Source organism: unidentified bacterial endosymbiont (genome assembly GCF_918797525.1).
In the GTDB taxonomy this organism is placed as follows: domain Bacteria; phylum Pseudomonadota; class Gammaproteobacteria; order Enterobacterales; family Enterobacteriaceae; genus Enterobacter.
On the sequence record NZ_OU963893.1, the window covers coordinates 4,409,790 to 4,433,591 of the forward strand.

The following is a 23,802-nucleotide window of genomic DNA, read 5'->3' on the forward strand; positions in this document are numbered from 1 at the left end:
TTATCCTATTTATGAGTAACTTTGATATCAGTAAGGACCGGCTCACTGAAGACTTGTTGTGCGCCACGCATCAGCGGCGAGGCAAGGTATTTTAAAATGCTATGATTACCTGTAATAACATAGGCGTCGACGGCCATGCCAGGTTTAATATCGTCACGATCTGCTTCGGATATATCAAATCCCACGATGGCCTTATAATACCTGACCATATTCCCGTTAATAGTCTCTTCATAGGAATCCGGGCTAATCTGTACAACCTCACCTTTATAGGGCTTAGCACCAGAAAGTATGAAAGATAATATTTTTACATTTACCTCACCGCCAACGAATATTTGATCGCGATCTTTCGGCTGTATCTTAACCTCAGCAATCATTTTGGTGGACAAGGGTTTTATTTCGAAAAGTGAATCGGCGGACTGAATAACACCACCTTTTGTAAAAGCATTCTTATTAATCTTATAAATAACGCCATCAACCGGTGAATGAACGCTTGAATCACTCATCTGTTTAGACAGTACCGTCATTGCAGAGTTATTCAGCGATGCTTCACGCTGCGCATCCACCAGGTTTTTTGATAACGTATTTCGGATAGCAAAATAATCGTCATTAATCTCCCCCCGGGTGACCTTAACTTCCTCCTTCTTTGCCACCATCTGACTTTCAAGCTCGATGATCTCAGTCTTCAGGCGCACGGCAGCCTGCTTCTTTGCCAGAAAGGTGGTGTAAGAGCTGATCCCTTTTTTGACTAACGGGGAGAGAATATTAACTTCTTCCTGTACCAGTGAAAGCTCGCTATTCTTACTGATTCGGGCAATACCAAGCTGTACGACATCAGACTCTAAGCTCTCTATTTTGCTCTCTTTCGTGCGTTCCTGACTGATAAGCAACTGAATGTTGCCGATGAGATCCTGATTCTTCAGCGCCGCTGTATCGAACTTGCGAAAATCGCCTTTCCAGGCCAACACCGCATCCAGCTCTTTAATATAGAGGGCTAAATATTCGCTTTGCGCCCGGGCACGTTCATACTCTTTCTGAATATCAAAGTTTGACGTTTCAGCAAGTATTTGTCCTTTCTTAACAAAATCGCCTTCCGCAACATGAATGGAATCAACCGTTCCTCCTTTCGGAAGAGAAACGACCTGGGTGTTATCCTTGGTAATGATGACACCGTTACCATGAACCACTGCGTTAATTCTGATAAACGAAAACATCGTCAAAATCACCAGCGTCATGACTATGATGACCATCATAAGATGGTCACTTTGTTTTCTGTTCATTGTGCTACGGAACCGCTACTGGGCTGTATCTCCTCTGGCGTGAGATACAGCTTCTGGAGTAACCCTCCCAACTGCGTAAGCTGATCCAACTTAGCCTGATAAACCGCGAATTGAGATTCAATCATCGTTAAATTAGCCTGGTAATGTTCATTTCGACTTGATATGAAATCAAGCAATGACTTTTGTCCAAGCTTAAATTCCTCTTTATACAGCTCTATAAATTTACCGGCATTATCATACGATCGTGTTGAAATCACTAAGGAATCAGCCCCGGTTTGATATTTAGAAACGGAGGCATCAACGCTATTACGAGTTTTAATTAAAAAATCATCGAGGCCGAGTTTTGCCTGAGTATATTTAGCGCTAAACTTTGCCGACTCAGATTGATTTTTAAAGCCATTAAAGAGGTTAAGGCCAACCTTAACACCAACCTTAAATTCATCCTGATAATCATCTTCCTGGGCATCTTTTGAGGGTGAGTTATCCGTATAGCCAGCATTAAAATCAACAACCGGGTAATTTGCGGACTTTGCCGCCGCGTAGTCAGCCGATGCCGCCGAAACCGCCTTATTCAGTGAAAGGTAGGTGGGGTTATCTTTCATGATTTGGTCGATAACCTGATCCTTGTGAGTGTTGAAAATGTATTTTTTGAAAAAAAACGGGCAGCTTACCCAGGTTGTCGGCGGTCACATAATCGCCGGTCATGTTCCGCAGCATCATTAATTGTGTGTCCAATTGCGCCCGATAGTTCAGCTCCTGGGTACTGAGGGAATCAATGGAAACCTGGACCTTGCGGATATCAGACTGCATTGCGGCACCGGCGCTGATAAGCTCTGAGAAATCATTGAGCATTTGCTTATAAAACAGTTTCTCACCATCGATAACGGCCAGAATTTGTCGTGTCTTTTCCACTGCCAGATAAGCATCTGATGTCTTCTGCGCAACCGTCAGCAGCTCCTGCTGAAAGTCGAACTGGCTGGCGGCTTCCTGGTGCTCGGCTTTTTCAATATTGCTGCTTCTGACGCCAAAATCGGCGATGCGATAGCTCAGCGTAAGCTTGTTTTCAACGTTTTGTTCATTGTCATGCTCATCCGTCTTTTTACGTGCCGCCTCGGAGGAGGCATCCAGGGTTGGGTACAACGACGCCTTACTCATGTTGGTCTCCTGGTGGCGCATTTCTGTTTCCCAGGAGGCAATGGCGACGGATGGCTGCGAATTTAACGCATGGATAATCAGCGTACGAAGCGGCAGCGACCCAGCGGCCACTTCTGCGGCTGCGTGAAGTGAAATGGGCAACAGCCCTGCCGTTAACAGCAATGCCACGATGCGCATATTCATTTGTTTTCCTGCCCCTTGATGACATTGATATCCTTTTGCAAACTTCTGTGCATCCCTGCGATTTGCCCGAGCAGAGGTTCAAATGTCTGAGACTGGCTTTCGATAGTGGCAATGGTTTCAACATGGCGCTGTGCTCCGGCCTGTTCCATTCCGCTTAGGGTATCCCCCACGCTTTTGATCTCAGCGGATTGCGCGGCAAAATGGCACGCGGCCTCGGCGGACATCTCTCCTACCGTCGCCTCAACGTGACTGATGTTTTCACCCGCGCTCTGTACGGTTTCCTGCAGCGTTTCCTGATGAGCAATAACGGTACCTAAAGCTTCGCCCTGCCCGGCCAGCTGTGCGTGTATTTTTTGCTGCCCTGAATAAAGCGCATCCTGATTCAGACCAATGGTTTCCAGTTGCTCACGCTGTTCTTTGAGGGCGTGATGGCTCTGCTGAATGCCTTGCTCAATAGCGCCAAGGGTGGCGTGGCTCAGCGAAATACCGCGATCGATTTTTTGCAGGTTTTCGGCCTGGTCTCTGGCGACGCTCTCCATGCGTTCGTTAAAGGCCGCGCTATTACGGGAAGCCTCAGCACTGTTGGCAAGGAGCGATTTCAGGCTGTCGTTACTTTCGTTAAAGGCGGTGGCAAGGCGTTCCTGCCAGGCGAACATCCCGTCCTTAAACTCCTTAACCACCTCATCCAGGTCGGTTATCACGCGCAGCGTTTTGGTTTTTTCAGCGACAGGCGTTTTGCGGCCACGGCATTCGCGGACAAAGTCCAGACGTGCGTTACGAAGATCTATTGATAAACGAACAAATTCCCCACGCAGAAATGAACACACCACGTTAAGCAAAATGGCGCTCACGACCCCATAAATAGAGGAGACAAAGGCGGTATTCATCCCTTTGAGAGGTTCAGACAGCGAGGAGACCACATTGACGATGATGCTTAACGTATCGGCCTCGTTGCCGCCGGTAATTTGCGATTTTTCAAGAAGGGTAATGACAGAGGCGATCGTCATCGACAGGCCAGCAAAGGTTCCCAGCAAACCGATCATCGTCGACAGGTTAGCGCAGGTCATTACCCCTGCCAGGCTTTGGTTCTGCTTGCGGTTTACGCTGTTATCCATGCTCTCGTAAAGCGAGGCGATAGTGTCGTCATCAAGTCCGTGGCTCGGTGAGAACACAATTTTGTTCGCATCGCCGAGCAAATAGGAGTGCTTATCTGCATTCTTCTTACGCAGTACGCTCACGCATTTCGCAATCTCAATAAATGAGAAAATAACGACAAAGCAACCTGTTAAATAAAGAACGATAATAATTGAGCTGTAAAAGGCGGCAACATGCCAGGTATCAACGACGTAGTCAAAGATGGCGGGTATACACAACGTGGCGAGCGGTAAAAATACAAAAATCAGCGCCAGAATAAAAGAATGGTATCTTTTTAAAAAATTCATAACAATCACTCACTCCGTGTGACAACAGCACTGTTATTCAAGGCTGCCGCGTCATTAACAACAGATATAGATATTTCATCATTTGGGTGTTTTTCTTTGATGATTTTCAAAAGAATGACCCCACGCTCATACGCCAGGCGCATAGCATCTGAAACGGCAATAGATTCGGTTGGACGAGCATATACGGTAATGCTGAGAGGCTTATTTTTCCCGATCCACTTATTCAATTCTTGAATCACATCCGCCGGATACCCCTGCTCCACACCTTTAAAGTTAACCAGGAACTGATTGCCCTTTATTTCCCACGCTGGCGGTGTGTTTGGCGAATCAAATCGCCCGCTATTTTGCCCCTTAATCGAAGCGGCAGTCTCATTATCGGCAAGCCTAATAACCTGGCCTTTATTGCTCTCATCAACGTTGCCCTGCAGCATCTTGTCGCCACCCAATTCCCCCCCTTCAGCATTTGCCTGAGCGGTCTGCGTAGAAGAGGATGCGGCTGATTTTTTCATTTCAGCGCCTGCTGTTGCCTGCTGTTGCTCAGCCTCAGCCATCATTGATTGACGCGTGCCAGACGTTGTAGCAACAGTGGAATCATGCTGATTTTGTTTATCGGGCGCTGCCCCGCCGTCATCGGCGTGTGCAGAAGATGCCGCTTTAGCCACTTGCTCCATATGCGCAGCGGCGGCGTAGGTTTTTTTTGAACTTTCATACATAATCAACATACTATTAAGCACGAAGACCAGCATCAGGAAAATAAATATACACAATACCGTTGAGAAGGCATCAACGAACGTTGGCCACGGATTGCTTTCTTCCATAAAAACTAACCTCATCATCAACATTTGAGAGAAAGTTATTATTTATTGATGCGCATGATATATACAACAATACGCGGTATAATTTTCCACTTTTAGGAATCTAACAATATCAGATGATAATCGACAATGAGAATTTATTGATTGCAATTATGAATGAACGCGTTTGAAATAAATAAAATTAAGTCAAATTAGAAAAATGAAATATAAAATTAAATAATACTTACGCACTATATATCCTTATATAGTGCGTAACACGTTTACGCTTGCTGTTGCGCTTTTTTCGTCAGCCCCTCCAGCAGCTTTTGATGGATGCTACCAAAACCGCCGTTGCTCATAACCAGAATATGGTCGCCAGGCTGCGCGGTTTTTATCACCATATCCGCCAGCGCATCTACGTCCGCACTCCAGTGCGCGGGCTGAATACAGGCATCAGCCACTTCTGACACCTGCCACGGAATATGCTGCGGTTGCAGCAGGAAAACTTCGTCGGCACGCCCTAGCGACGGTGCAAGATCGTCTTTGCAGATCCCCATCTTCATGGTATTGGAGCGCGGTTCCAGTACCGCCAGGATGCGCGCCGTGCCGCCGACTTTACCGCGCAGGGCGGCAAGGGTCGCCAGAATGGCCGTTGGGTGGTGGGCGAAATCATCATACACCGTGACGCCATGGGCCTCTCCGCGTAGCTCCAGGCGGCGACGGGCGTTGATAAACGAGCCCAGCGCATTGGCGGCATCGGCTGGCAGAACACCTACATGGCGCGCCGCGGCAATCGCCATCAGGCCGTTGTGCATATTGTGCTCGCCCACCAGGCCCCACTTCACCTCACCTACTTTTTCACCGTCGAGCAACACTTCCCACTCGGAGGCATCAGCGTTGCGTTTTTTCGCCTGCCAGTGCCCCTGCTCACCCACCAGTTCCTGCTCGCTCCAGCACCCCATCGCCATCGTCTGCTTCAGGTTGATGTCGTTCTCCGGCAGGATGATACGACCCTGACCTGGAACGATACGCACCAGATGGTGGAACTGTTTCTGGATGGCCTTCAGGTCGTCAAAAATATCGGCATGATCGAACTCAAGGTTGTTGAGGATCAGCGTGCGCGGGCAGTAATGGACAAACTTAGACCGTTTGTCGAAGAAGGCGCAGTCGTATTCGTCGGCTTCGATGACAAAAAACGGGCTGTCACCCAGACGCGCAGAGACCTCGAAATTCCCCGGCACGCCGCCGATAACGAAGCCCGGCTTGTAACCACAGGCCTCCAGGATCCACGTCGCCATTCCGGCGGTGGTGGTTTTGCCATGCGTACCGGCTACGGCGACAACCCAGCGGTCGCGCAGCACGAAATCATGCAGCCACTGAGGGCCAGACATGAACGGAATGTTACGTTCCAGCACCGCTTCCACACACGGATTTCCACGGGTCATGGCATTGCCGATGATAACCAAATCCGGCTGTGGCTCTAGCTGGCTGGCATCGTAGCCCTGAATAAGAGAGATGCCCTGCTTTTCCAGAAGTGTGCTCATCGGCGGATACACATTGGCGTCCGAACCTGTCACTTCATGACCCAACGAGCGTGCCAGCATTGCCAGTCCGCCCATAAAAGTGCCACAAATCCCCAATATATGAATGCGCATACGTCACTATCCTTCTTCAATGTGGCGCACATTTTACTCACATGTCCGCAGCAGCGAAACGCATTTCAGGAAAATCCGTATTTTGCTGGCGCGATTCACCTCTGCGCTAATTTTTGAATGTTTGTTAAGATTGTTGGGCTTTAGTCGTTTTAGTGAACATACGATCGCTCTACTCACAAGATGCAGGGAAAGTGTTATGAAAACGTTAGGTGAATTTATTGTCGAAAAGCAGCACGAGTTTTCTCATGCTACCGGTGAGCTCACTGCTTTGCTGTCGGCAATAAAGCTGGGCGCTAAGATCATCCACCGTGATATCAACAAGGCCGGTCTGGTCGATATCCTGGGTGCCAGCGGTGCCGAAAACGTTCAGGGTGAGGTTCAGCAGAAACTCGACCTGTTCGCCAATGAAAAACTGAAAGCAGCCCTGCGCGCACGCGACATCGTTGCGGGTATCGCCTCTGAAGAAGAAGATGAAATCGTCGTTTTCGAAGGGTGTGAACATGCGAAGTACGTTGTTCTGATGGATCCGCTGGACGGCTCCTCCAACATCGACGTTAACGTTTCTGTCGGTACTATTTTCTCAATCTATCGCCGCGTCACGCCTGTTGGCACACCGGTGACTGAAGAAGATTTTCTGCAGCCGGGCAGCCGGCAGGTCGCCGCCGGTTACGTGGTTTATGGCTCTTCAACCATGCTGGTCTACACCACCGGCTGCGGCGTTCATGCCTTTACTTACGATCCGTCGCTGGGTGTGTTCTGTTTGAGCCAGGAACGTATGCGCTTCCCCGAGAGGGGGAACACCTACTCCATTAACGAAGGCAACTACATCAGATTCCCGACTGGCGTGAAGAAGTACATCAAATTCTGTCAGGAAGAGGACCACGCCACCCAACGCCCTTACACCTCCCGCTATATTGGCTCTCTGGTGGCGGATTTCCACCGTAACCTGCTGAAAGGTGGAATTTATCTCTACCCAAGCACCGCCAGCCATCCGGACGGAAAACTGCGTCTGCTGTACGAATGTAACCCAATGGCATTCCTGGCCGAACAGGCTGGCGGCAAGGCGAGCGATGGTAAAGAGCGTATTCTGGATATCGTGCCAGAAAGCCTGCACCAGCGTCGTTCGTTCTTCGTCGGCAACAACCATATGGTTGAAGACGTTGAACGTTTGATCCGCGAATACCCGGACGCGTAACGTCCTCTTCAGGGGAGCCGGACAGGCTCCCCTGCCCGCGCCGCTTCGACAGAGGCGTTCAGCGCCAGAATGTTGGTCTGGAACGCAATACCATCAATGACGCTCAGAATACCGATCTCCATCAAGCGGAACGCCGCGCGCGCAGAAGGGTCATAACGGCCAGTAAAGAGAGCAAGCCGGTACGAATCGATAGCGTTTTAAGCATGATGTTATTTCCGGTAGCGAGATATGTCTGGGTACAAAAAGAAGTATCGGCCGCTAGCGGAAAATGTTGAGACTTTGAGCAAATTCAGCATGTTATGATTCTGTTGTTGAGGCACTCACGCGCGTCACCGGCGAACTCTGGCGGTTCTCCCACAGCACCGTCAGGCCACGTTGCAGCGCGATAAAAATAAACAGCAGAATGCCGATGGCTATCTTCGTCCACCAGGAGCTGAGCGTGCCGTCAAAGTTGATGTAGGTTTGAATCAGCCCCTGAATCGCCACGCCGAACAAGGTGCCCAGCACCGTCCCGACTCCGCCGCTCAGCAGCGTGCCGCCAATCACCACCGAGGCAATCGCATCCAGTTCAACCCCGACACCCGCCAGCGCGTATCCTGCCTGCGTATAGATTGAGAAGACAATACCCGCCAGCGTCGCCAGGCCGGTAGAGAGCATGTAAATGCGAATGGTCGTGCTGCGGGTTGAGATCCCCATCAGGTTCGCCGAGCTGGCGCTGCCGCCAATGGCGTATACCTGATTACCAAACCGGGTGCGGTGCGCCAGAAAGATACCGATCACCACCACGCCCAGCATTAACAAGCCCATTGCGCTCAGTCGACCGCCGCCGGGAATTTTCCACGCCAGGCTTGAGAGGGTGTCGTAGATAGGGTGGTTAATCGGAATTGACTCTTCCGACACCAGATAGCTCACCCCGCGCAGGAAGAACATTCCGGCGAGCGTAATAATAAAGGCCGGGATTTTCAGCGCGTCGATCAATAGGCCCATAAAGGCGCCAAACGCACAGCCCATCACCAGCACCAGCGGGAAAGCCAGCAGCGGTGAGATACCCCAGAAGCCAATCGCTTTCGCCAGAAATACGCCAGTAAACGCGATCACCGAACCCACAGAGAGATCAATCCCGCCGGAGAGGATCACAAAGGTCATGCCGACGGCAATAATGCCCAAAAACGCATTATCGGTCAGGATGTTGCAGATAACGCGCGTCGAAGCAAAGCCGGGAAACTGAGTCAGGCAGTAGAGATACCCCAGCACGAACACGCCGAGCGTTATCATTAACGGTAAATTACGTTTTATCATGACCACGGATCCCCTTAATGATGCTAACAAAGCGCGGTGACTGGACGATCAGCACGCAGAGCACGACCACCGCTTTCACCACCTGATTAAGCTCCGGCTGGAAACCCGAGAGCAGGATGCCGGTATTCATTCCCTGTATGATCAGGGCGCCAATCACCGAGAGCAGCAGATTAAAACGCCCGCCCATCAGCGACCCGCCGCCGATCACTACCGCCAGGATCGCATCCAGCTCCAGCCATAATCCGGCGTTGTTGGCATCGGCCCCACGGATATCGGCCGCGACAATCACCCCGGCAATGGCGGCACAGACGCCGCTTAGCACATAGGTCAGCATTACCATCAGCCGCGTATTCACCCCGGCATTTCGCGCGGCACGAATGTTGATCCCCACCGCTTCAATAAACATGCCGAGCGCCGTTTTACGGGTGAGGATCCAGAACGCCATTAATGTTAGCAGCGCAATAATGACCGGCGTCGGGAAGAAGAGCAGCCTGCCGCTGCCAAGCCACGCCAGACCCGGTGAATCAAAGGTAACGATCTGACCGGAGGTAATAAGTTGCGCAACCCCACGTCCAGCCACCATCAAAATCAAAGTGGCGACAAACGGCTGGATCTTAAGAACGGCGACCAGAATGCCGTTCCATAGCCCGGCTAATACCCCCGACCCAAGTGCAGCAAGTAGCACCACCGGCAGACTATGCCCGGCAACGGTCATTGAAGCGGCAGTGGCGCCAGCAATCGCCATCACCGCCCCCACGGAAAGATCGATTCCGCCTGTGGCAATGACCAGCGTCATACCAATCGCCAGCAGCGCCACCGGCGCGGCGCGGTTAAGAATATCTATCGGGCTACCAAACAGGCGGCCATCCTGAACAATAATCTGGAAGAAATGCGGTGCGACCAGGCTATCAACCAACAGGACCAGCAGCAGCGCGACGATTTGCGGCATGCCGGTCGGCCATGTAAAGCGGCGCTTAGATTCTCCGGATTGCGAAAGCGAACGGGGCATCACGCGTTACTCCTTATGCCGCGATGGCATTCATGATTGCCGGAACAGACAGTTCATCCAGCAAGATCTCAGCCACCTGTTTGCGATCGCGCATGATGATGACGCGATCGGCGTACCCCACCAGCTCTTCCAGCTCGGACGAAATCACCAGCAGCGCCAGACCATCCGCGCACAGCGTTTCGATAAGGCGGATGATTTCGGCGTGAGCGCCCACGTCGATACCGCGCGTTGGCTCGTCGAGGATCAGGAACTGAGGTTTGGTTAGCAGCCAGCGTGACAGCAACACCTTCTGTTGGTTACCGCCGGAGAGAAATTCAATCGGCTGCTCTGCGCTCGGGGTGCGGATACCGAGCTGGCGGATGAAGCGCTCCGCAATGGCGTTTTGCTCTTTACGCGGGATCGGCCGCAGCCAGCCGCGCTGCGCCTGCAGGGCAAGAATGATATTTTCCCGTACCGAGGCGGCGGCAATGATGCCGTCCGTTTTCCTGTCTTCCGGGCAGAAACCGACGCCGAGGCACGAGGCCTGGTGCGGGGAACGTAACGTTTGCGGTTTGCCTTTGATAAACGCCCTGCCGCTGTCTGCAGGTTTGATCCCGAAGATCACCTCTGCGGTTTCGGTACGTCCTGATCCTAACAATCCTGCCAGCCCGACAATTTCTCCAGGACGCACCTCTAGGTTAAACGGCGAAATAACCCCTTTTTTACCAAAGTCGCTGAAGGCGGCGACCGGTTTATCGCTAAGCAACGTGCGGCCTGCGCGCTGAAGCGCGTTGGTCTCCAGTTCACGGCCCAGCATCATTTTGACCAGCTCAATCTGCGGTAATTCGTGGGTTTCACGGCAGCTCACAAAGCTGCCGTTACGCAGCACCGTGATGCGGTCGCTTACCTCGTAGACCTGGTCGAGGAAGTGGGTAACGAAGATCAGGCTCACCCCCCGATCGCGCAGCTGGCGCATCAGGGTGAAGAGCATCTCTACTTCCTGGGTATCAAGACTGGCGGTGGGTTCATCAAGGATAAGCACTTTTGCCGAGAGATCGATAGCGCGGCAAATGGCAACAATCTGCTGCATCGCCACGGAAAAACGGTTCAGCGGTTCACGGACATCGAGCGAGAAGCCGTAAGACTCCATCAGCCGTGTTGCCCGCACCTCCATCTCTTTGCGACACAGCAGACCAAAACGTCTCGGTTCACGGCCAATAAACAGATTATCCGCCACCGACATATTCGGCAGCAGGTTCACTTCCTGATATACCGTTCCGATACCCAGTTGCTGGGCATGAGCGGTATTTTTCGGCGAAATGGCAGAGCCTTCCAGCCAGATAGTTCCGCGATCGGCATGATAAACACCGGTCAGGGCCTTGAGCAGCGTCGATTTACCGGCGCCGTTTTCACCCAGCAACGCCATAATCTCACCGCGCCACAGGCTAAAATCGACGTTATCCAATGCTTTTACGCCGGGGAAAAATTTGCTTAATCCTTCCGTACGGAGGATTTCCTGGTGTTTTTCAGTGGTCATCATTCTTCCCCTCACCCTCTCCCCGACGGGAAGAGGGTCAAACAGAAAAGGCATCAGTAGCCCATATTTTTCTTCTTCTCTAACTCTTCTTTCGCGGTATCAGGCAGGTAGAGCGTTGATTTGGTGATAGTCACTTTCTCAGGCAGGGTGCCGTCTTTCTTGAATTTCTCCAGCGCATCGAATGCCGGGCCCGCCATGTTTGGCGTCAGTTCAACGCTGGCGTTCGCATCACCGTCCATCATCGCTTTGTAGATGTCAGGCACGCCGTCGATAGAACCGGTGAGGATATCTTTGCCCGGCTTCAGACCCGCTTCTTTAATGGCCTGAATGGCACCGATCGCCATATCGTCGTTATGGGCATACACCATGCAGATGTTCTTGCCGTTGTTTTCCGCTTTGATAAAGCTCTCCATAACCTCTTTACCTTTGCTGCGGGTAAAGTCGCCGGACTGAGAACGGATAATCTTGATGTTTGGCGCTTTAGCGATAGCCTCTGCAAAGCCTTTCTTACGGTCAATGGCTACGCTCGCCCCGACCGTGCCCTGCAGTTCAACCACGTTGCACGGTTTGCCATTCACCTGTTTTACCAGCCAGTCACCAATTAATTGCCCTTCAAGCACGTTGTTGGCGGTGACGGTGGTCATATAGAGAGATTTGTCTTTTACATCGATGGAACGATCGAGCAGGATGACCGGAATTTCAGCGTCTTTGGCTTCCTTCAGCACCGGTTCCCAGCCGGTCGCAACGACAGGTGCAATGAAGATGGCATCCACACCCTGCGCAATAAAGGAACGTACGGCTTTAATCTGATTCTCTTGTTTTTGCTGAGCATCGGCGATTTTCAGCGTGATTCCGCGTTTTTCAGCCTCGCTTTTGGCAACGTTGGTTTCAGCCGCACGCCAGCCGGATTCAGACCCGACCTGCGAGAATCCTACGGTTAAAGGTGCGGCCATCGCCATAGACGACATGGCTGCCGAAACTGCTGTGACAAGAAGTAAGCGCTTCCACATATGAACGTCCTCGTAGGGGTGTTTTTTGTTGGTTAAAAGGTGTTCTGCGGAAAAACTATAGCCAATCGAATATGTAACAGATTGCGTTACATCACACTTCAGAAAAGTGAATGAAACGTTAATCACAAGTTTGTAATCGCTTTCATTTGTGCATTTAAAATGCACCTGAGTTTATGGATTTTCCTGTCATGGAAACGGTCTGAAAAGGGAGTTGAATAAGGCGATGAGGCGAAAACAGGTCAAGACATTCCGCACCAGTTGGCTATAATACCTGCCACTTGTTTACCATCCATTTTAAAGGACACAGACATGAGCTTACTCAACGTCCCTGCGGGTAAAGAACTGCCAGAAGACATCTACGTTGTTATCGAAATCCCGGCTAACGCAGATCCTATCAAATACGAAGTGGACAAAGAGAGCGGCGCCCTGTTCGTAGACCGTTTCATGTCTACCGCGATGTTCTATCCATGTAACTACGGTTACATCAACCACACGCTGTCTCTGGACGGTGATCCGGTCGACGTGCTGGTCCCAACGCCATACCCACTGCAGCCTGGCTCTGTGGTTCGCTGCCGTCCAGTTGGCGTGCTGAAAATGACCGATGAAGCGGGCGAAGATGCGAAACTGGTTGCAGTACCGCACACGAAACTGAGCAAAGAGTACGATCACATTAAAGATGTGAACGACCTGCCAGAACTGCTGAAAGCACAGATCACTCACTTCTTCGAGCACTACAAAGACCTCGAAAAAGGCAAGTGGGTTAAAGTTGACGGCTGGGACAACGCTGAAGCGGCAAAAGCAGAAATCGTCGCGTCCTTCGAGCGCGCTGCGAAGAAGTAATGCTTACTGATGCGCATTAAGGCCCCGCATGTCGGGGCTTTTTTGTGTCCTTTTTACGTTGGTTCAGGACGCAAAAAACAACGCCACCTTACGGTGGCGTTGTCGTTTATCAGTACTGGTCTCTGTCTAACCAGTTACCGCTTTCAATCCGCGTTAACCCTTTGACCGAACGCTGGTAGACATACATCCACGCGCTTCCGTACGGCGTCTGAATCAACTGGCGCGCGTATTCACCGCCCCTGGTGCGCAAGGCATCAAGTTCGGTAAGCGTCGCATTATCAATACGATAAACTTCACCCTGTACTGTTCCTTCACCCGGAACCGCGCCTGGATAGTGGCCCAGACTGTACAGCTGGAAGTTCTCAATATTGTAATTACCCATCAACTGGGCATTGGTCATCCAGTGACTGTTGCCCTGCTTAGTGCGTAAACTACCGTAGACAAATATTCGCATTGCTAGAACTCAAACTGATAGAGCACATCAAGCGCCTGATCTATGCCAGACACCGCTTCCAGATATAGCTTAGGCATCAGGCGGTAGCGTAACGTGAGTGTTGCCAGTGAGTCAAAGATCCCCACGCCATATTTTACCTGCAGACCCGGCAGTACATAGCCGCTGACCACCACCTGCGAAGAGTCACCCACGCCCTGGGTGTCCAGCGCCAGATTGCTTACGCCGAACGTCTCGCCGATTTTACCCACAACCTGACCACTTTGTGCAACCCCCAGGCCCACTAACATCGACGTCATTGCCGCACTGTCGCTTTGACCGCTCTCCAGACCTTGCCCACGAAGCAGGTAAGAGAGAGCCTCCTGCTGCGACATCGCCGGGTCAGAGAAGATTTCCGCTTTCGGTTCATCGGCGGAACCGGTCACACGCACCCCCGCAATCACATCGTTTTCGGTGGCGTCAGGGTTTCGGATGGCTTCGATATTCAGTATTGGCTGGTCCGGTGGGCCAGAGAACAGCAGCTCCCCTTTACGTACAATCAGATCCTGACCATAAGCATGGAAACGTCCTTCAGGAATATTGATCTGCCCGTTCAGGCCCAACCCCTGTTTATCCTGCGCGACTTTCAGGTCGCCCGTGAGTCTTGCCTTCAGCCCAAACGCATCCAGACGAACGTTATTCCCCACGTGGACGATGAGATTGCTGTTGATCGGGATCCCGGCGCTCTGCTGTTCAATCGGCTGCAGATTGTCATCGAGCATCACCTCATCGCTGGAGACGCCGACCGCGCTCTCCGGAACGTCGTGCACCAGGATACGCGCCCACGGCACATCTACGCGCCCGTCCAGCGTGAAGAGGCTCGGCGTCGCTTCAAAGACCACGTCAGGCGAGACGTCCAGACGCACCATCGGCGGAACCGTGATCCGCACCCGGGTGCCCTTCGCCGATATCCGCGCGCGCCAGTTATCAAGCTGACTCCAGTCGGCATTGCCGCTAAGGTTAATTTGCCCCTGCTGGGTAAGCACCGAGCCGGTAAGCGTCGAACTCATGCCGTTAAAGTTCATCGCAATCTGGCTTGGCAACATATCAAACGGCATAAAGTTCCCGTCGATATCCACCCCGTTTAGCTGCATCTGACCAAACAGCTGCGGGCTTTGCGCATTGCCTGCCAGACGCAGGTTGGCGCTGAGCATCCCCTCCGCTTTTTCCCCGCGCGAGAAGATCGGGTTCACCATCGCCAGGTTGAAGTTGCGAATGTTGACGTTGCCGCCAAGATTACGTCTCCCCTGGGGATCGGCTATCTGGATCTGACCGTCAAATTGACCGTTATTGGTCAGGCGGATCACCCACTCCAGCTGTGCGCGGTTGTTATGCAAATCAGCGCTCAGGTTCAGGGTATCGAAGGCCACCGGCAGCGGCGCATCGTTTATCTCCTGAGTGACTTTCACATTACGGCCAGAGAGCGTCACGCTACCCTGTGGCAGCCCCTCCTGCGTGGTGTCCCATGCAACATCCGCTTTACCGCTAAAGACGCCGCTGGCCTGGGTGGTTGCCGGTATAAAGGGCTTCAGCATCGCCAGGTCAAAGCGGTTGAGAGTAATTTGCGCGCGCCCTTTTGCACCCGCATCGATGGTCTGCGGCACGCACAGCTCCGCATTCGGGTTCGTCCAGCAGTGCGGCCCAATGCTGATTTTTTGCTCGGTATTGCGGTAGTCCAGCGCAATGGCGCGTGAGAGCACCAGCGGCCCAACCGCGGTGCTGAAGCGGGTGTTATCAAGCTGACCTCTCCAGCGCTGTTCTTTGCGATCAAAGCTCCCCGTTAAATGCACCTGCCCGGACACCGGCTCCCCCTGCACTCGAAGCTGGAGATCGTGCTGCTTCTCAGTGCCTTTGGCCGCAAGCGTCACCAGATTGATATTAAGATCAGGCTGAGAAATACGCTCCACGCGCAGGTTGAGGTTGCCGCCGATCTGTTCGGTGGATTTCACATCCCCCTGAACGCGCACGCGCGCAATGGACAGTTCCTGCCAGCGCAGGTTATTGGCGGTGATATCCGCCAGCAGTTGCGGCGCATCCACCGTACCGCGAACCTTCACCAGCCCTTTCGCCGTCCCGCCAAGCCCAGGCAGAGCGTTATCGAGATTCGGCGCATCGATGGTGGCATCCAGATTAAGATCCCGTACCCCCAGCTCGCCTTTGATATCTGCCGTATTGCGCCCCAGGGCTACGTGCAGGCCCGGAATAACCCACTGCAGATAGCTGTTGCCCTGAACGGAACCCTCAACGCTAACCTTGTTCTGCTTCACGTTACCGGCGAGCTTGATTTCCGGCACGTCCATCTGCCATGTCCCGCCATACAGGCTGCCGCGCGTTTTGATCAGACCATCAAGCTTCGACGGCCACTCCGGCATCTCTTTGGCCGTGTTAATACCGGTCAGCTTCAGTTCGCCGCGCCAGCTGATCGCCTGCTGCCAGTCGAGCAGTGCGGTCAGCTCGGTTTTTCCTTCCAGCGCGGCAACGGTCAGTTTGTCGAGATTAATCTGCTGTTCGTTACCTTTGGCGTCCAGCGCGATCGTCGCTGGCGGGACGCCCTGACCTTTCACCGCGGTGCTAAATGACAGCGCGTAGTCGGTCATTTTGCCGCTCAGTTTCAGCTTAAGGTTATCGGCCTGGAACTGCTTTTCGCCGGTAAACGGCCAGTAAAGCTGCTGGCTGATAATCTCTACATTCAGCGGCAGCCCCGCTTGCGCCAGCTGCGTTTGCGCCCGCAGGGTTATGTCCACCGGGCCTGAAAGGTTCACGCCGATATCGAGTTTGTCGCGCAACGCACCGCCGACTTTCACCTTCACCTTTTCGCCTTTTAGCGGGTCAATATTGAGGGCGCTGTTCAGCGTGATATCCACTGGCCAGTCGTCGCGCAGCAACGCATTGCCTGACGCGTTAACCGAGCCCTGGTTGGTGTCGATATCCAGCGCGTCGAGCTTCATGCTGCCGTCAATGCTGCTAACCTTAAGTAGCATGTTATAGACCGTGAGATCGGTATCGCCGGTCAAACGCAACTGCTCGCCTTTAAACGCTTCGATATTGAGATTTAGCGGCAGATGAACGTCCGTCATCTCAGGTAGTACCGGTTGAGAGAAGAGATCCTTTAGCGTTTCGCCCAGCGGTTTTTCTTCCGGCTGCGGATTGTGGATCTTAGGCTCGACGATCTCTTCCTGCGCCACTTTTGCCGCTTTTGGCAGCGCAATCAGCAATCCCTGTAGTGAGGTTGGCGTCAGGGTAAGGTTTTTCTCCTGCCAGCGCAGGCCAGAGGTGAAATCCATCACAGACACCGTGGTGTCGTCGATTTTGACAGTAATATTGTTCAGCGCCACCCGATACAGCGCAACCGGGTAAGGAGTTGAGAGATTCAGCGGGCCGCTATCTTCCTCCTCAACCGGCGCAGATTTTGGCATTTTCGTGGAATCTATCCCCACATTGACGTCTTTTAGCGACAGATCGTTTACGCACAGCTTACTGTCCCGCAGGCAGCCCAGCTTCACCGCAAGATGGAACTCCCCGGCATTGACCGCGATCCCCGGCTGTTGATAGCGAATATTTTTCAACCGCAGATCGCGCCAGCCGCCCGTCACCTGGCCAATCTCTAGCCCCGGAACCCAGCGGTTGGCCGCGTTAAACAGCAGATGCAGACCCGTGGTTGTACCCACCAGAAACGCCACTGTACCGAGCAGTAGCATGATAAAAATCAGCACCCCGAGGCTTATCTTCTTCCATAAACTCATAATTCAGGCCCCAGACCGATGTAAAACTGTAATCCGTGTACGTCTTTGTCCCCCACCGGGACGGCGAAGTCGAGCTTAATTGGCCCGACCGGCGACTGCCAGCGCACGCCGACGCCCGCGCCGGTTTTAAAATCGCTGCGGCGGATGTCGTTCACCGCTTCACCGCCGTCGACGAACATTGCCCCCCACCACTTCCCGCTCACGTTGTACTGGTACTCCAGCGAGCCGGTCGCCAGCCTGGAGGCTCCGGTCAGTTGGCCTTTTTCGTTTTCGGGAGAGATGGATTTGAATTTATAGCCACGGATACTGCGATCGCCCCCGGCGAAGAAACGCAGATCCGGCGGAACGCGGTCGAAATCGCCGGTTTCAATCCAGCCGAGGTTGCCGCGCATCACGAAGCGGTGCTTGTCGAGCAGCGTGCGGATCCAGACGTTTTGCGCCTGTACCACCGTGAAGTCCACGTCGGACCCCCACATAGTGTCGGAATAATCAATGGAGTAACGCTGGGAATCGCCCCACACGGGCATCAGGCCGCCGCGGGAACGGGTACGGCTTATCATCACTCCCGGATAGAGCAGCATGGTGGTGTTGGTGACGTTTGCCTGGGTAAAGTGGTCAAGACTCCAGCGCAGGTTGATGGCGCGCTGCCAGCCGCTGGAAAGGTCCCAGAATCGCGACACAGCGAGGGTGGTGGAGTCCTGCTCGGTATCGTTCAAATCGGTACGCTTAAAGCCGCCTTGCACCAGGTAATATTGTTCGAGCGGATTCTTCAGCAGTGGGATTTTGTAGCTAAAATCCAGCTGTTGTTCAGGCGCGGAGATACTGGCGCTGGTGGTCAGGCTGTGGCCGTAGGAGTTCATCCACGGCTTTCGCCACGCCGCCCTGACGCGCGGCCCCACGTCCGTTGAGAAGCCGCCCCCCATCTCAATGGTGTTCTCCGTGCGCGGCGAAACCACGCCGTGCAGCGGTAGCACTTTGCTTTCACGGGCATCGGTAAAATCAGGGGCAACAACCACCGAGTTAAACCAGCCGGTGGCAGATAAACGGCGGTTCAGTTCGCCGAGATCGCTCGACTGGAAATAGTCACCCTTTTTGAACGGCACGAGGTTTTGCAGAAACGCTTCGCGGATTTGCGAACCTTCGAACGTCACATCGCCAAAGCGATAACGCTCGCCGCTGTCGAAATCGATATCCCAGAACGCCTGACGTCTGTCGAGGGCAACACCCAACTGGCTTTTGTTAAACTGGCTGTCGAAATAGCCTTTACGCAGCGACACGTTGGTTAATGCGCTTTTAAAGCGATCGTAGTCACCGTGATTCAGCACGGTCCCCACTTTTGGACGCGTGCCAAGCAGGTTTAGATAATCCCTGTCGGTACGGGCTCCCCCGCGTAGCACCACGTTGGTGCCGCCAATCAATACTGGCTCGCCCGGCGAGACGCGGGCAATGAGCACCTGTCGTCCTTTGGCCGGAGGCGGACGTAAATCAAAGTCGATGGTGGGTTCGTAATATCCCAGCGCTTTTAACCCGTCGCGGATCGCGTCATCCACGCGGGCGCGAAAGCGCCGGTCCGGCGTCACTTCATCACTCTGGATTGTCGACAGCCGTGCCCGGACGTTTTTTTCCAGCGTCCCGGATAACCCTTCAACCTGCAAACGGACATTCGCCGCGCTGGCAATCCCGCTTGTCAGCAGTATACTGACTAAACATAACTGGCGGATTTTTGTCACGTTTTCTCCTGAATATCCCTGTTTCCACCCTGGAAGCAAATGCAATGCCGCTCCGCGGCTCAATACGGCTGTTAGCCAAAAACCCAATTTGCGGGTTGAAAAAGGGTGTAACACCCAAATATTTCTTATGATTAAATCTACACTCATTCATCGCATTTATTGTGTTCAATTAAACGCTTCGTGACAACCTTAACCGAAACATCGCTCCCCGGGAGGCCCCACCGTGAGTTTATTCGATAAAAAGCATCTGATTTCACAAGCCGATGCATTACCGGGACGCAATACCCCTATGCCGGTGGCGACGCTACACGCCGTCAACAACCACTCAATGTCCAACGTTCCAGATGGAATGGCGATCGCCCTGTTCGCCATGGGCTGTTTCTGGGGCGTTGAACGCCTTTACTGGCAATTGCCCGGCGTTTACAGCACCGCTGCGGGTTACACCGGCGGTTACACGCCAAACCCAACCTACCGTGAAGTCTGCTCCGGTGATACCGGCCATGCCGAAGCGGTGCGGGTGGTGTATGACCCGTCCGTCATCAGCTACGAGCAACTGCTGCAGGTCTTCTGGGAAAACCACGACCCGGCGCAGGGGATGCGTCAGGGCAACGACCACGGCACCCAGTATCGCTCTGCCGTTTATCCGCTCACACCGGAGCAGGAAAAAGCCGCTCGCGCCAGCCTGGAACGCTTCCAGAGCGCCATGCGCGACGCTGGAGATACGCGCGAAGTGACGACGGAAATCGCCGCCGCGAAGCCGTTTTACTATGCCGAAGACGACCACCAGCAGTATCTGCATAAAAATCCGTACGGCTACTGCGGTATCGGCGGTATCGGCGTGTGCCTGCCGCCACTGCTGGCCTGATTATTGCCCCAGCGCCACGCGCGCGGCGTGGCGCGTCGCATTACTCACCGAACCGTTATCTATCGCTTTCCCCTGCAACAGGAGGTTATAAACCGGCGCCTGCGGTCTGTTGAGCCGGGTTTGCAGGAGATGTACGGCCTCAATGCCAAGATCGCGACAAGGCACCGTGACCCCCGTTACCGGTTGTTCCAGCCGGTGCTCCAGATTCCAGGCAAAATCCGTGGTGATAAGCGAAATATCGTCCGGAATGCGCAGACCGTGGCGTTCCAGCGCTCTGATCACCCCTTCGGCCATGCTGGTGCAGTTCGGGAAAATGGCCTCAGGCCACTGCGCTCTGTCATGCCCCCTTAACCACGCATCCAGCGCACTTTCGGCCTCTTCTGCGGTAAACCACTCGGTTACCAGCAAATCACGCTGCGGCTCAAAGGCGACGTGAAAATGGCGATACGCCTCTTTAATGCCGTCCAGACGCGCATAGAGCGTATCCCGGCGCAGACAGGTGAGGGTTAGCACCCGGCGGTGCCCCTGCTCAAAAAGATATTGCATGGCGGTAAAACCTATGGCGCGGTGGTCGGGAGAGACTGAATCCAGCATCCGGTCCCGATCGACGGAGTTAATTAATACACAGGGTTTATTCAGGGTGCTGGCCAGTTTAAAAATAGTGGAATCATCAGTTCCAATGATAATTATCGCATTGATATTTTTATGACCAGCCTTTTCCATAAATACTTTTACATCCGCATGCTGTTCTTCCAGTCCGCAACAGCTAACCCACACATCGTGCCGGGCGCAGGCTTCGGTAATGCCTTTGGTCACTTCCAGGTAAAAAATATCGCCCCGTCCCTGGAATGTTCTTTCCGGGGCAAAAACGGCGATACCGTTAATTAAGAGCCGCCCGCTCACCATCGACTCAAGCACGCCAAGCTCCTGCGCGGTGCGGACTATCGCGTCGCGGGCTTTTTCACTGGTATAAGATTTGCCGCTTAATACCCTGGAAACCGTACTGACGGAATACCCCGTCAGGGAGGCGATCTCCTCCATTTTTAACCTGCCCGGCATAGTGTGACCTCGCTCTCATTCAGTCTTTGCAAATATTTGCAGAAACAGCGTCTTGATTTTAAAACTAAATTTCAAAGACATTGGAGTTTACTTAACCGCCTTGCGAGTATTCTCACAAAAACACATTGTCGCTACGGCTCACCTTTCCTATTTTCCGGTCATCACTCTTTCGACTGAAAATAAGGTGTGTCATGGAGAAAGTACGTTTTGGCATTATTGGTATAGGGAATATCGGAACCGTTCACGCGCGCTATTTACTGGCGGGAACCGTTGGCGAGGCCTGCCTGACGGCGGTTTGCGATAATGCACCGGAAAAACATCCCACCATTCGCCAACGGGTAGGTTCCATTCCGCTTTTCAGCGACGCGCAAGAGATGCTGAATAGCGGGCTTATCGATGCGGTCATCGTGGCAACCCCACATTACGACCACCCGCGCCTGTCGATGCTGGCCATGCGCAATGGCATTCATACCCTGTGTGAAAAGCCGGCAGGCGTCTATACCGCGCAGGTTCAGGAGATGAACGCCTGCGCGCACGAGTGCGACGTGGTGTTTAGCATGATGTACAACCAGCGTCCAAACCCGCTGTATCAGAAAGTGAAAGATCTCATCGACAGCGGTGAGCTTGGCGACATCCGTCGCTCGAACTGGATAATCACCAACTGGTATCGCTCGCAAAGTTATTACAACTCCGGCGGCTGGCGCGCCACCTGGAAAGGCGAAGGCGGCGGCGTGCTGCTTAATCAGGACCCGCATCAGCTCGATCTCTGGCAGTGGCTGGTAGGTATGCCGGTACGTTTGCGCGCCTTTTGTCAGTTTGGCAAGTATCGCGACATCGAAGTGGAAGACGAGGTCACCGCCTACGCGGAATATGCCAACGGTGCCACCGGCGTGTTTATCACCACGGTCGCAGAAACCCCGGGAACCAATCGCCTTGAGATTACGGGAACTCGCGGCAAAGTCGTCGTTGAAGAGGGGAAACTACGTTACTGGCGGCTGCGCGAATCGGAAACTGCGTTCAACGCCCGCTGGCAAAACGGTTTTGGAGAACCCGAATGCTGGGAAGTTACCGTACCCGTCGCGCCGGAATGCAGTGAGCACTACGTCATTACCGCCAATTTCTGCGCCGCTATTCTGCGCGGCGAACCGCTGATTGCGCCGGGCCTGGAAGGGATCCGCGGGCTAACCCTCTCCAACGCCATGCATCTGTCCACCTGGACCGACGACTGGGTCGAGCTACCGCTTAATGAAAAACAGTACCTGCGCCTGCTTCAGCAGCGGATAACCACCTCGGTAGAGAAAGAGACGATAAGCCGAACGCTGGATGCCTCTGGTAGCTGGTAACCCAGGAGAAAAAACGATGTTAAATGTCGCTATCGTGGGAACAGGGAATATCTCGCATAACCATATTCAGGGCTATTTGCAGTTTGGTGAGCGCTGCCGGATTGTCGCGCTGGTCGATATCTTTTTAGAAAAAGCGCACGAGAAAAAAGCGCGTTACGGCCTGACCGACGCCCGGGTTTATGCAAGCCACCAGCAAATGCTGGCGTGCGAACCGGGTGTCGACATCGTCGACGTGTGTACCCCGCCCTACGTACATGCAGAGATCGCCATTGATGCTCTGCACGCCGGTTGTCACGTGCTGTGTGAAAAACCCATGGCCGCCTCGCTTGAGGAGTGCGACGCGATGATCGCCGCTCAGCAGGCCAGCGGCAAAACGCTCGCCATCATTGCGCAGAATCGCTTTACCGATGCGTTCTGGCGTTTAAAAGCGGCGCTGGACTCCGGCCTTGCGGGCAAAATATGCCATGCGCAGGTCGATTCATTCTGGTGGCGCGGGCACTGCTATTACGATCTGTGGTGGCGAGGAACATGGGAAAAAGAGGGCGGCGGCTGCACGCTTAACCATGCGGTACACCACATTGATGCCATCCAGTGGATGCTCGGCTTCCCGTGCGAAGTCGTGGCGATGATGACGAACGTCGCGCATGACAATGCCGAAGTGGAAGACCTGAGCGCCGCGATTTTCAAATACCCCAGTGGCGCCCTCACGCAGCTTACCGCCTCGGTGGTGCACCACGGTGAAGATCAAAAAATCATCATTCAGGGCGATAAAGCACGGATCTCCGCGCCGTGGCAGGCCATTGCCAGCCTGAGCGCTGATAACGGCTTTCCGCAAGAGAGCCACGATAGCGAGCGCGAAGCGCAACTCAACGCCGTTTTCCACGAAATGCCAAAACTCACGTGGACGCTGCACGACGGGCAGATTAACGACCTGCTCACTGCCGTTGAGCAGGGTGTCCCCCCCCTGGTGGATGGCGTGCAGGGCAAGCGGTCGCTGGAGCTGATTACCGCGATTTACAAGTCGGCGATTACCCGGGCCGTCGTCTCTCTGCCGATTAAACATCACGATCCCTTCTACCGTACCGGTGGGACGAACGTCCTCGCCCCCCATTTTTATGAAAAATCCGCAAGCGTAGCCAACTTCAGCGAAGTGGGCGCTATCCCTCTGGGTAAAGATCTGGATCGAGGAATGTAACC

At 53.5% G+C, this 23,802-nt stretch carries 18 protein-coding genes and 2 pseudogenes; 5 read left to right on the plus strand and 15 right to left on the minus strand.

Annotation, left to right across the window (positions count from 1 at the left end):
• Window positions 1–5: 5 nt before the first annotated feature.
• The 6 genes and pseudogenes from NL510_RS21035 to mpl form a co-directional block, all read right to left on the minus strand.
• Window positions 6–1,277 (minus strand): HlyD family type I secretion periplasmic adaptor subunit, encoded by a 1,272-nt coding sequence (locus tag NL510_RS21035; protein WP_253380042.1) that lies wholly within the window; start codon window positions 1,275–1,277, stop codon window positions 6–8.
• On the minus strand, window positions 1,274–1,879 hold the full coding sequence (locus NL510_RS21040) for a TolC family protein (protein WP_253380044.1): 606 nt from the start codon (window positions 1,877–1,879) through the stop codon (window positions 1,274–1,276). The genes NL510_RS21035 and NL510_RS21040 overlap by 4 nt, the downstream gene beginning before the upstream one ends.
• Window positions 1,869–2,609 (minus strand): TolC family protein, encoded by a 741-nt coding sequence (locus NL510_RS21045; protein ID WP_253380046.1) that lies wholly within the window; start codon window positions 2,607–2,609, stop codon window positions 1,869–1,871. The genes NL510_RS21040 and NL510_RS21045 overlap by 11 nt, the downstream gene beginning before the upstream one ends.
• Window positions 2,610–2,611: 2 nt before the next feature.
• Window positions 2,612–4,057: a MotA/TolQ/ExbB proton channel family protein gene (locus NL510_RS21050; protein ID WP_253380049.1), complete on the minus strand. Its 1,446-nt coding sequence runs from the start codon at window positions 4,055–4,057 to the stop codon at window positions 2,612–2,614.
• Between the two features lie 686 nt (window positions 4,058–4,743).
• A pseudogene (locus tag NL510_RS21055) lies at window positions 4,744–4,875 on the minus strand (hypothetical protein); the annotation flags it as partial.
• Between the two features lie 257 nt (window positions 4,876–5,132).
• On the minus strand, window positions 5,133–6,506 hold the full coding sequence (gene mpl, locus NL510_RS21060; RefSeq protein ID WP_253380052.1) for a UDP-N-acetylmuramate:L-alanyl-gamma-D-glutamyl-meso-diaminopimelate ligase: 1,374 nt from the start codon (window positions 6,504–6,506) through the stop codon (window positions 5,133–5,135).
• A 196-nt stretch (window positions 6,507–6,702) separates the two neighbouring features.
• On the opposite strand from mpl, the gene fbp reads away from it, so the two are divergent.
• Window positions 6,703–7,701 carry a class 1 fructose-bisphosphatase gene (gene fbp / locus NL510_RS21065; RefSeq protein WP_253380054.1) on the plus strand — a complete coding sequence of 333 codons (999 nt, stop codon included), beginning with the start codon at window positions 6,703–6,705 and terminating at the stop codon, window positions 7,699–7,701.
• Between the two features lie 17 nt (window positions 7,702–7,718).
• Here the strand turns inward: fbp and NL510_RS21070 are convergent.
• From NL510_RS21070 to ytfQ, 5 genes and pseudogenes are all read right to left on the minus strand, one after another.
• Window positions 7,719–7,811: pseudogene (locus tag NL510_RS21070) on the minus strand (methyl-accepting chemotaxis protein); the annotation flags it as partial.
• 187 nt (window positions 7,812–7,998) lie between these two features.
• Complete coding sequence (gene yjfF, locus NL510_RS21075; protein WP_253380056.1) at window positions 7,999–9,000, minus strand: galactofuranose ABC transporter, permease protein YjfF; 1,002 nt, start codon at window positions 8,998–9,000, stop codon at window positions 7,999–8,001.
• Window positions 8,987–10,012, minus strand: a complete 1,026-nt coding sequence (gene ytfT / locus NL510_RS21080; RefSeq protein WP_253380058.1) for a galactofuranose ABC transporter, ATP-binding protein YtfT — start codon at window positions 10,010–10,012, stop codon at window positions 8,987–8,989. The genes yjfF and ytfT overlap by 14 nt, the downstream gene beginning before the upstream one ends.
• Before the next feature lie 10 nt (window positions 10,013–10,022).
• On the minus strand, window positions 10,023–11,525 hold the full coding sequence (ytfR, locus tag NL510_RS21085; protein WP_253385053.1) for a galactofuranose ABC transporter, ATP-binding protein YtfR: 1,503 nt from the start codon (window positions 11,523–11,525) through the stop codon (window positions 10,023–10,025).
• 53 nt (window positions 11,526–11,578) lie between these two features.
• The gene (gene ytfQ, locus NL510_RS21090; protein WP_253380060.1) at window positions 11,579–12,535 is read right to left on the minus strand and encodes a galactofuranose ABC transporter substrate-binding protein YtfQ; all 957 of its coding nucleotides are present in this window, start codon (window positions 12,533–12,535) and stop codon (window positions 11,579–11,581) included.
• A 309-nt stretch (window positions 12,536–12,844) separates the two neighbouring features.
• Here ytfQ and ppa point away from each other — a divergent pair, with 309 nt between their 5' ends.
• Window positions 12,845–13,375 carry an inorganic diphosphatase gene (gene ppa / locus NL510_RS21095; protein ID WP_253380062.1) on the plus strand — a complete coding sequence of 177 codons (531 nt, stop codon included), beginning with the start codon at window positions 12,845–12,847 and terminating at the stop codon, window positions 13,373–13,375.
• A 109-nt stretch (window positions 13,376–13,484) separates the two neighbouring features.
• Here ppa and NL510_RS21100 read toward each other — a convergent pair whose 3' ends face one another.
• Genes NL510_RS21100 through tamA form a run of 3 tightly spaced genes read right to left on the minus strand, consistent with a single transcriptional unit; the run spans window position 13,485 to window position 19,338 of the window.
• Window positions 13,485–13,829 carry a gamma-glutamylcyclotransferase family protein gene (locus NL510_RS21100; protein WP_253380065.1) on the minus strand — a complete coding sequence of 115 codons (345 nt, stop codon included), beginning with the start codon at window positions 13,827–13,829 and terminating at the stop codon, window positions 13,485–13,487.
• A 2-nt stretch (window positions 13,830–13,831) separates the two neighbouring features.
• Complete coding sequence (tamB, locus tag NL510_RS21105) at window positions 13,832–17,608, minus strand: autotransporter assembly complex protein TamB (RefSeq protein WP_253380067.1); 3,777 nt, start codon at window positions 17,606–17,608, stop codon at window positions 13,832–13,834.
• Entirely contained in the window at window positions 17,605–19,338 is a 1,734-nt protein-coding gene (tamA, locus tag NL510_RS21110) for an autotransporter assembly complex protein TamA (protein WP_253380069.1), read from the minus strand. The genes tamB and tamA overlap by 4 nt, the downstream gene beginning before the upstream one ends.
• A 223-nt stretch (window positions 19,339–19,561) precedes the next feature.
• On the opposite strand from tamA, the gene msrA reads away from it, so the two are divergent.
• On the plus strand, window positions 19,562–20,203 hold the full coding sequence (gene msrA / locus NL510_RS21115) for a peptide-methionine (S)-S-oxide reductase MsrA (protein WP_253380071.1): 642 nt from the start codon (window positions 19,562–19,564) through the stop codon (window positions 20,201–20,203).
• Here msrA and NL510_RS21120 read toward each other — a convergent pair whose 3' ends face one another.
• A complete protein-coding gene (locus NL510_RS21120; protein WP_253380074.1) occupies window positions 20,204–21,262 on the minus strand; it encodes a LacI family DNA-binding transcriptional regulator in 1,059 nt (352 codons plus the stop codon).
• A 191-nt stretch (window positions 21,263–21,453) separates the two neighbouring features.
• On the opposite strand from NL510_RS21120, the gene NL510_RS21125 reads away from it, so the two are divergent.
• Both NL510_RS21125 and NL510_RS21130 read left to right on the plus strand, forming a co-directional pair.
• Window positions 21,454–22,605: a Gfo/Idh/MocA family protein gene (locus tag NL510_RS21125; protein ID WP_253380076.1), complete on the plus strand. Its 1,152-nt coding sequence runs from the start codon at window positions 21,454–21,456 to the stop codon at window positions 22,603–22,605.
• Window positions 22,606–22,621: 16 nt separating this feature from the next.
• Window positions 22,622–23,800: a Gfo/Idh/MocA family protein gene (locus NL510_RS21130; RefSeq protein ID WP_253380077.1), complete on the plus strand. Its 1,179-nt coding sequence runs from the start codon at window positions 22,622–22,624 to the stop codon at window positions 23,798–23,800.
• Window positions 23,801–23,802: the final 2 nt, after the last annotated feature.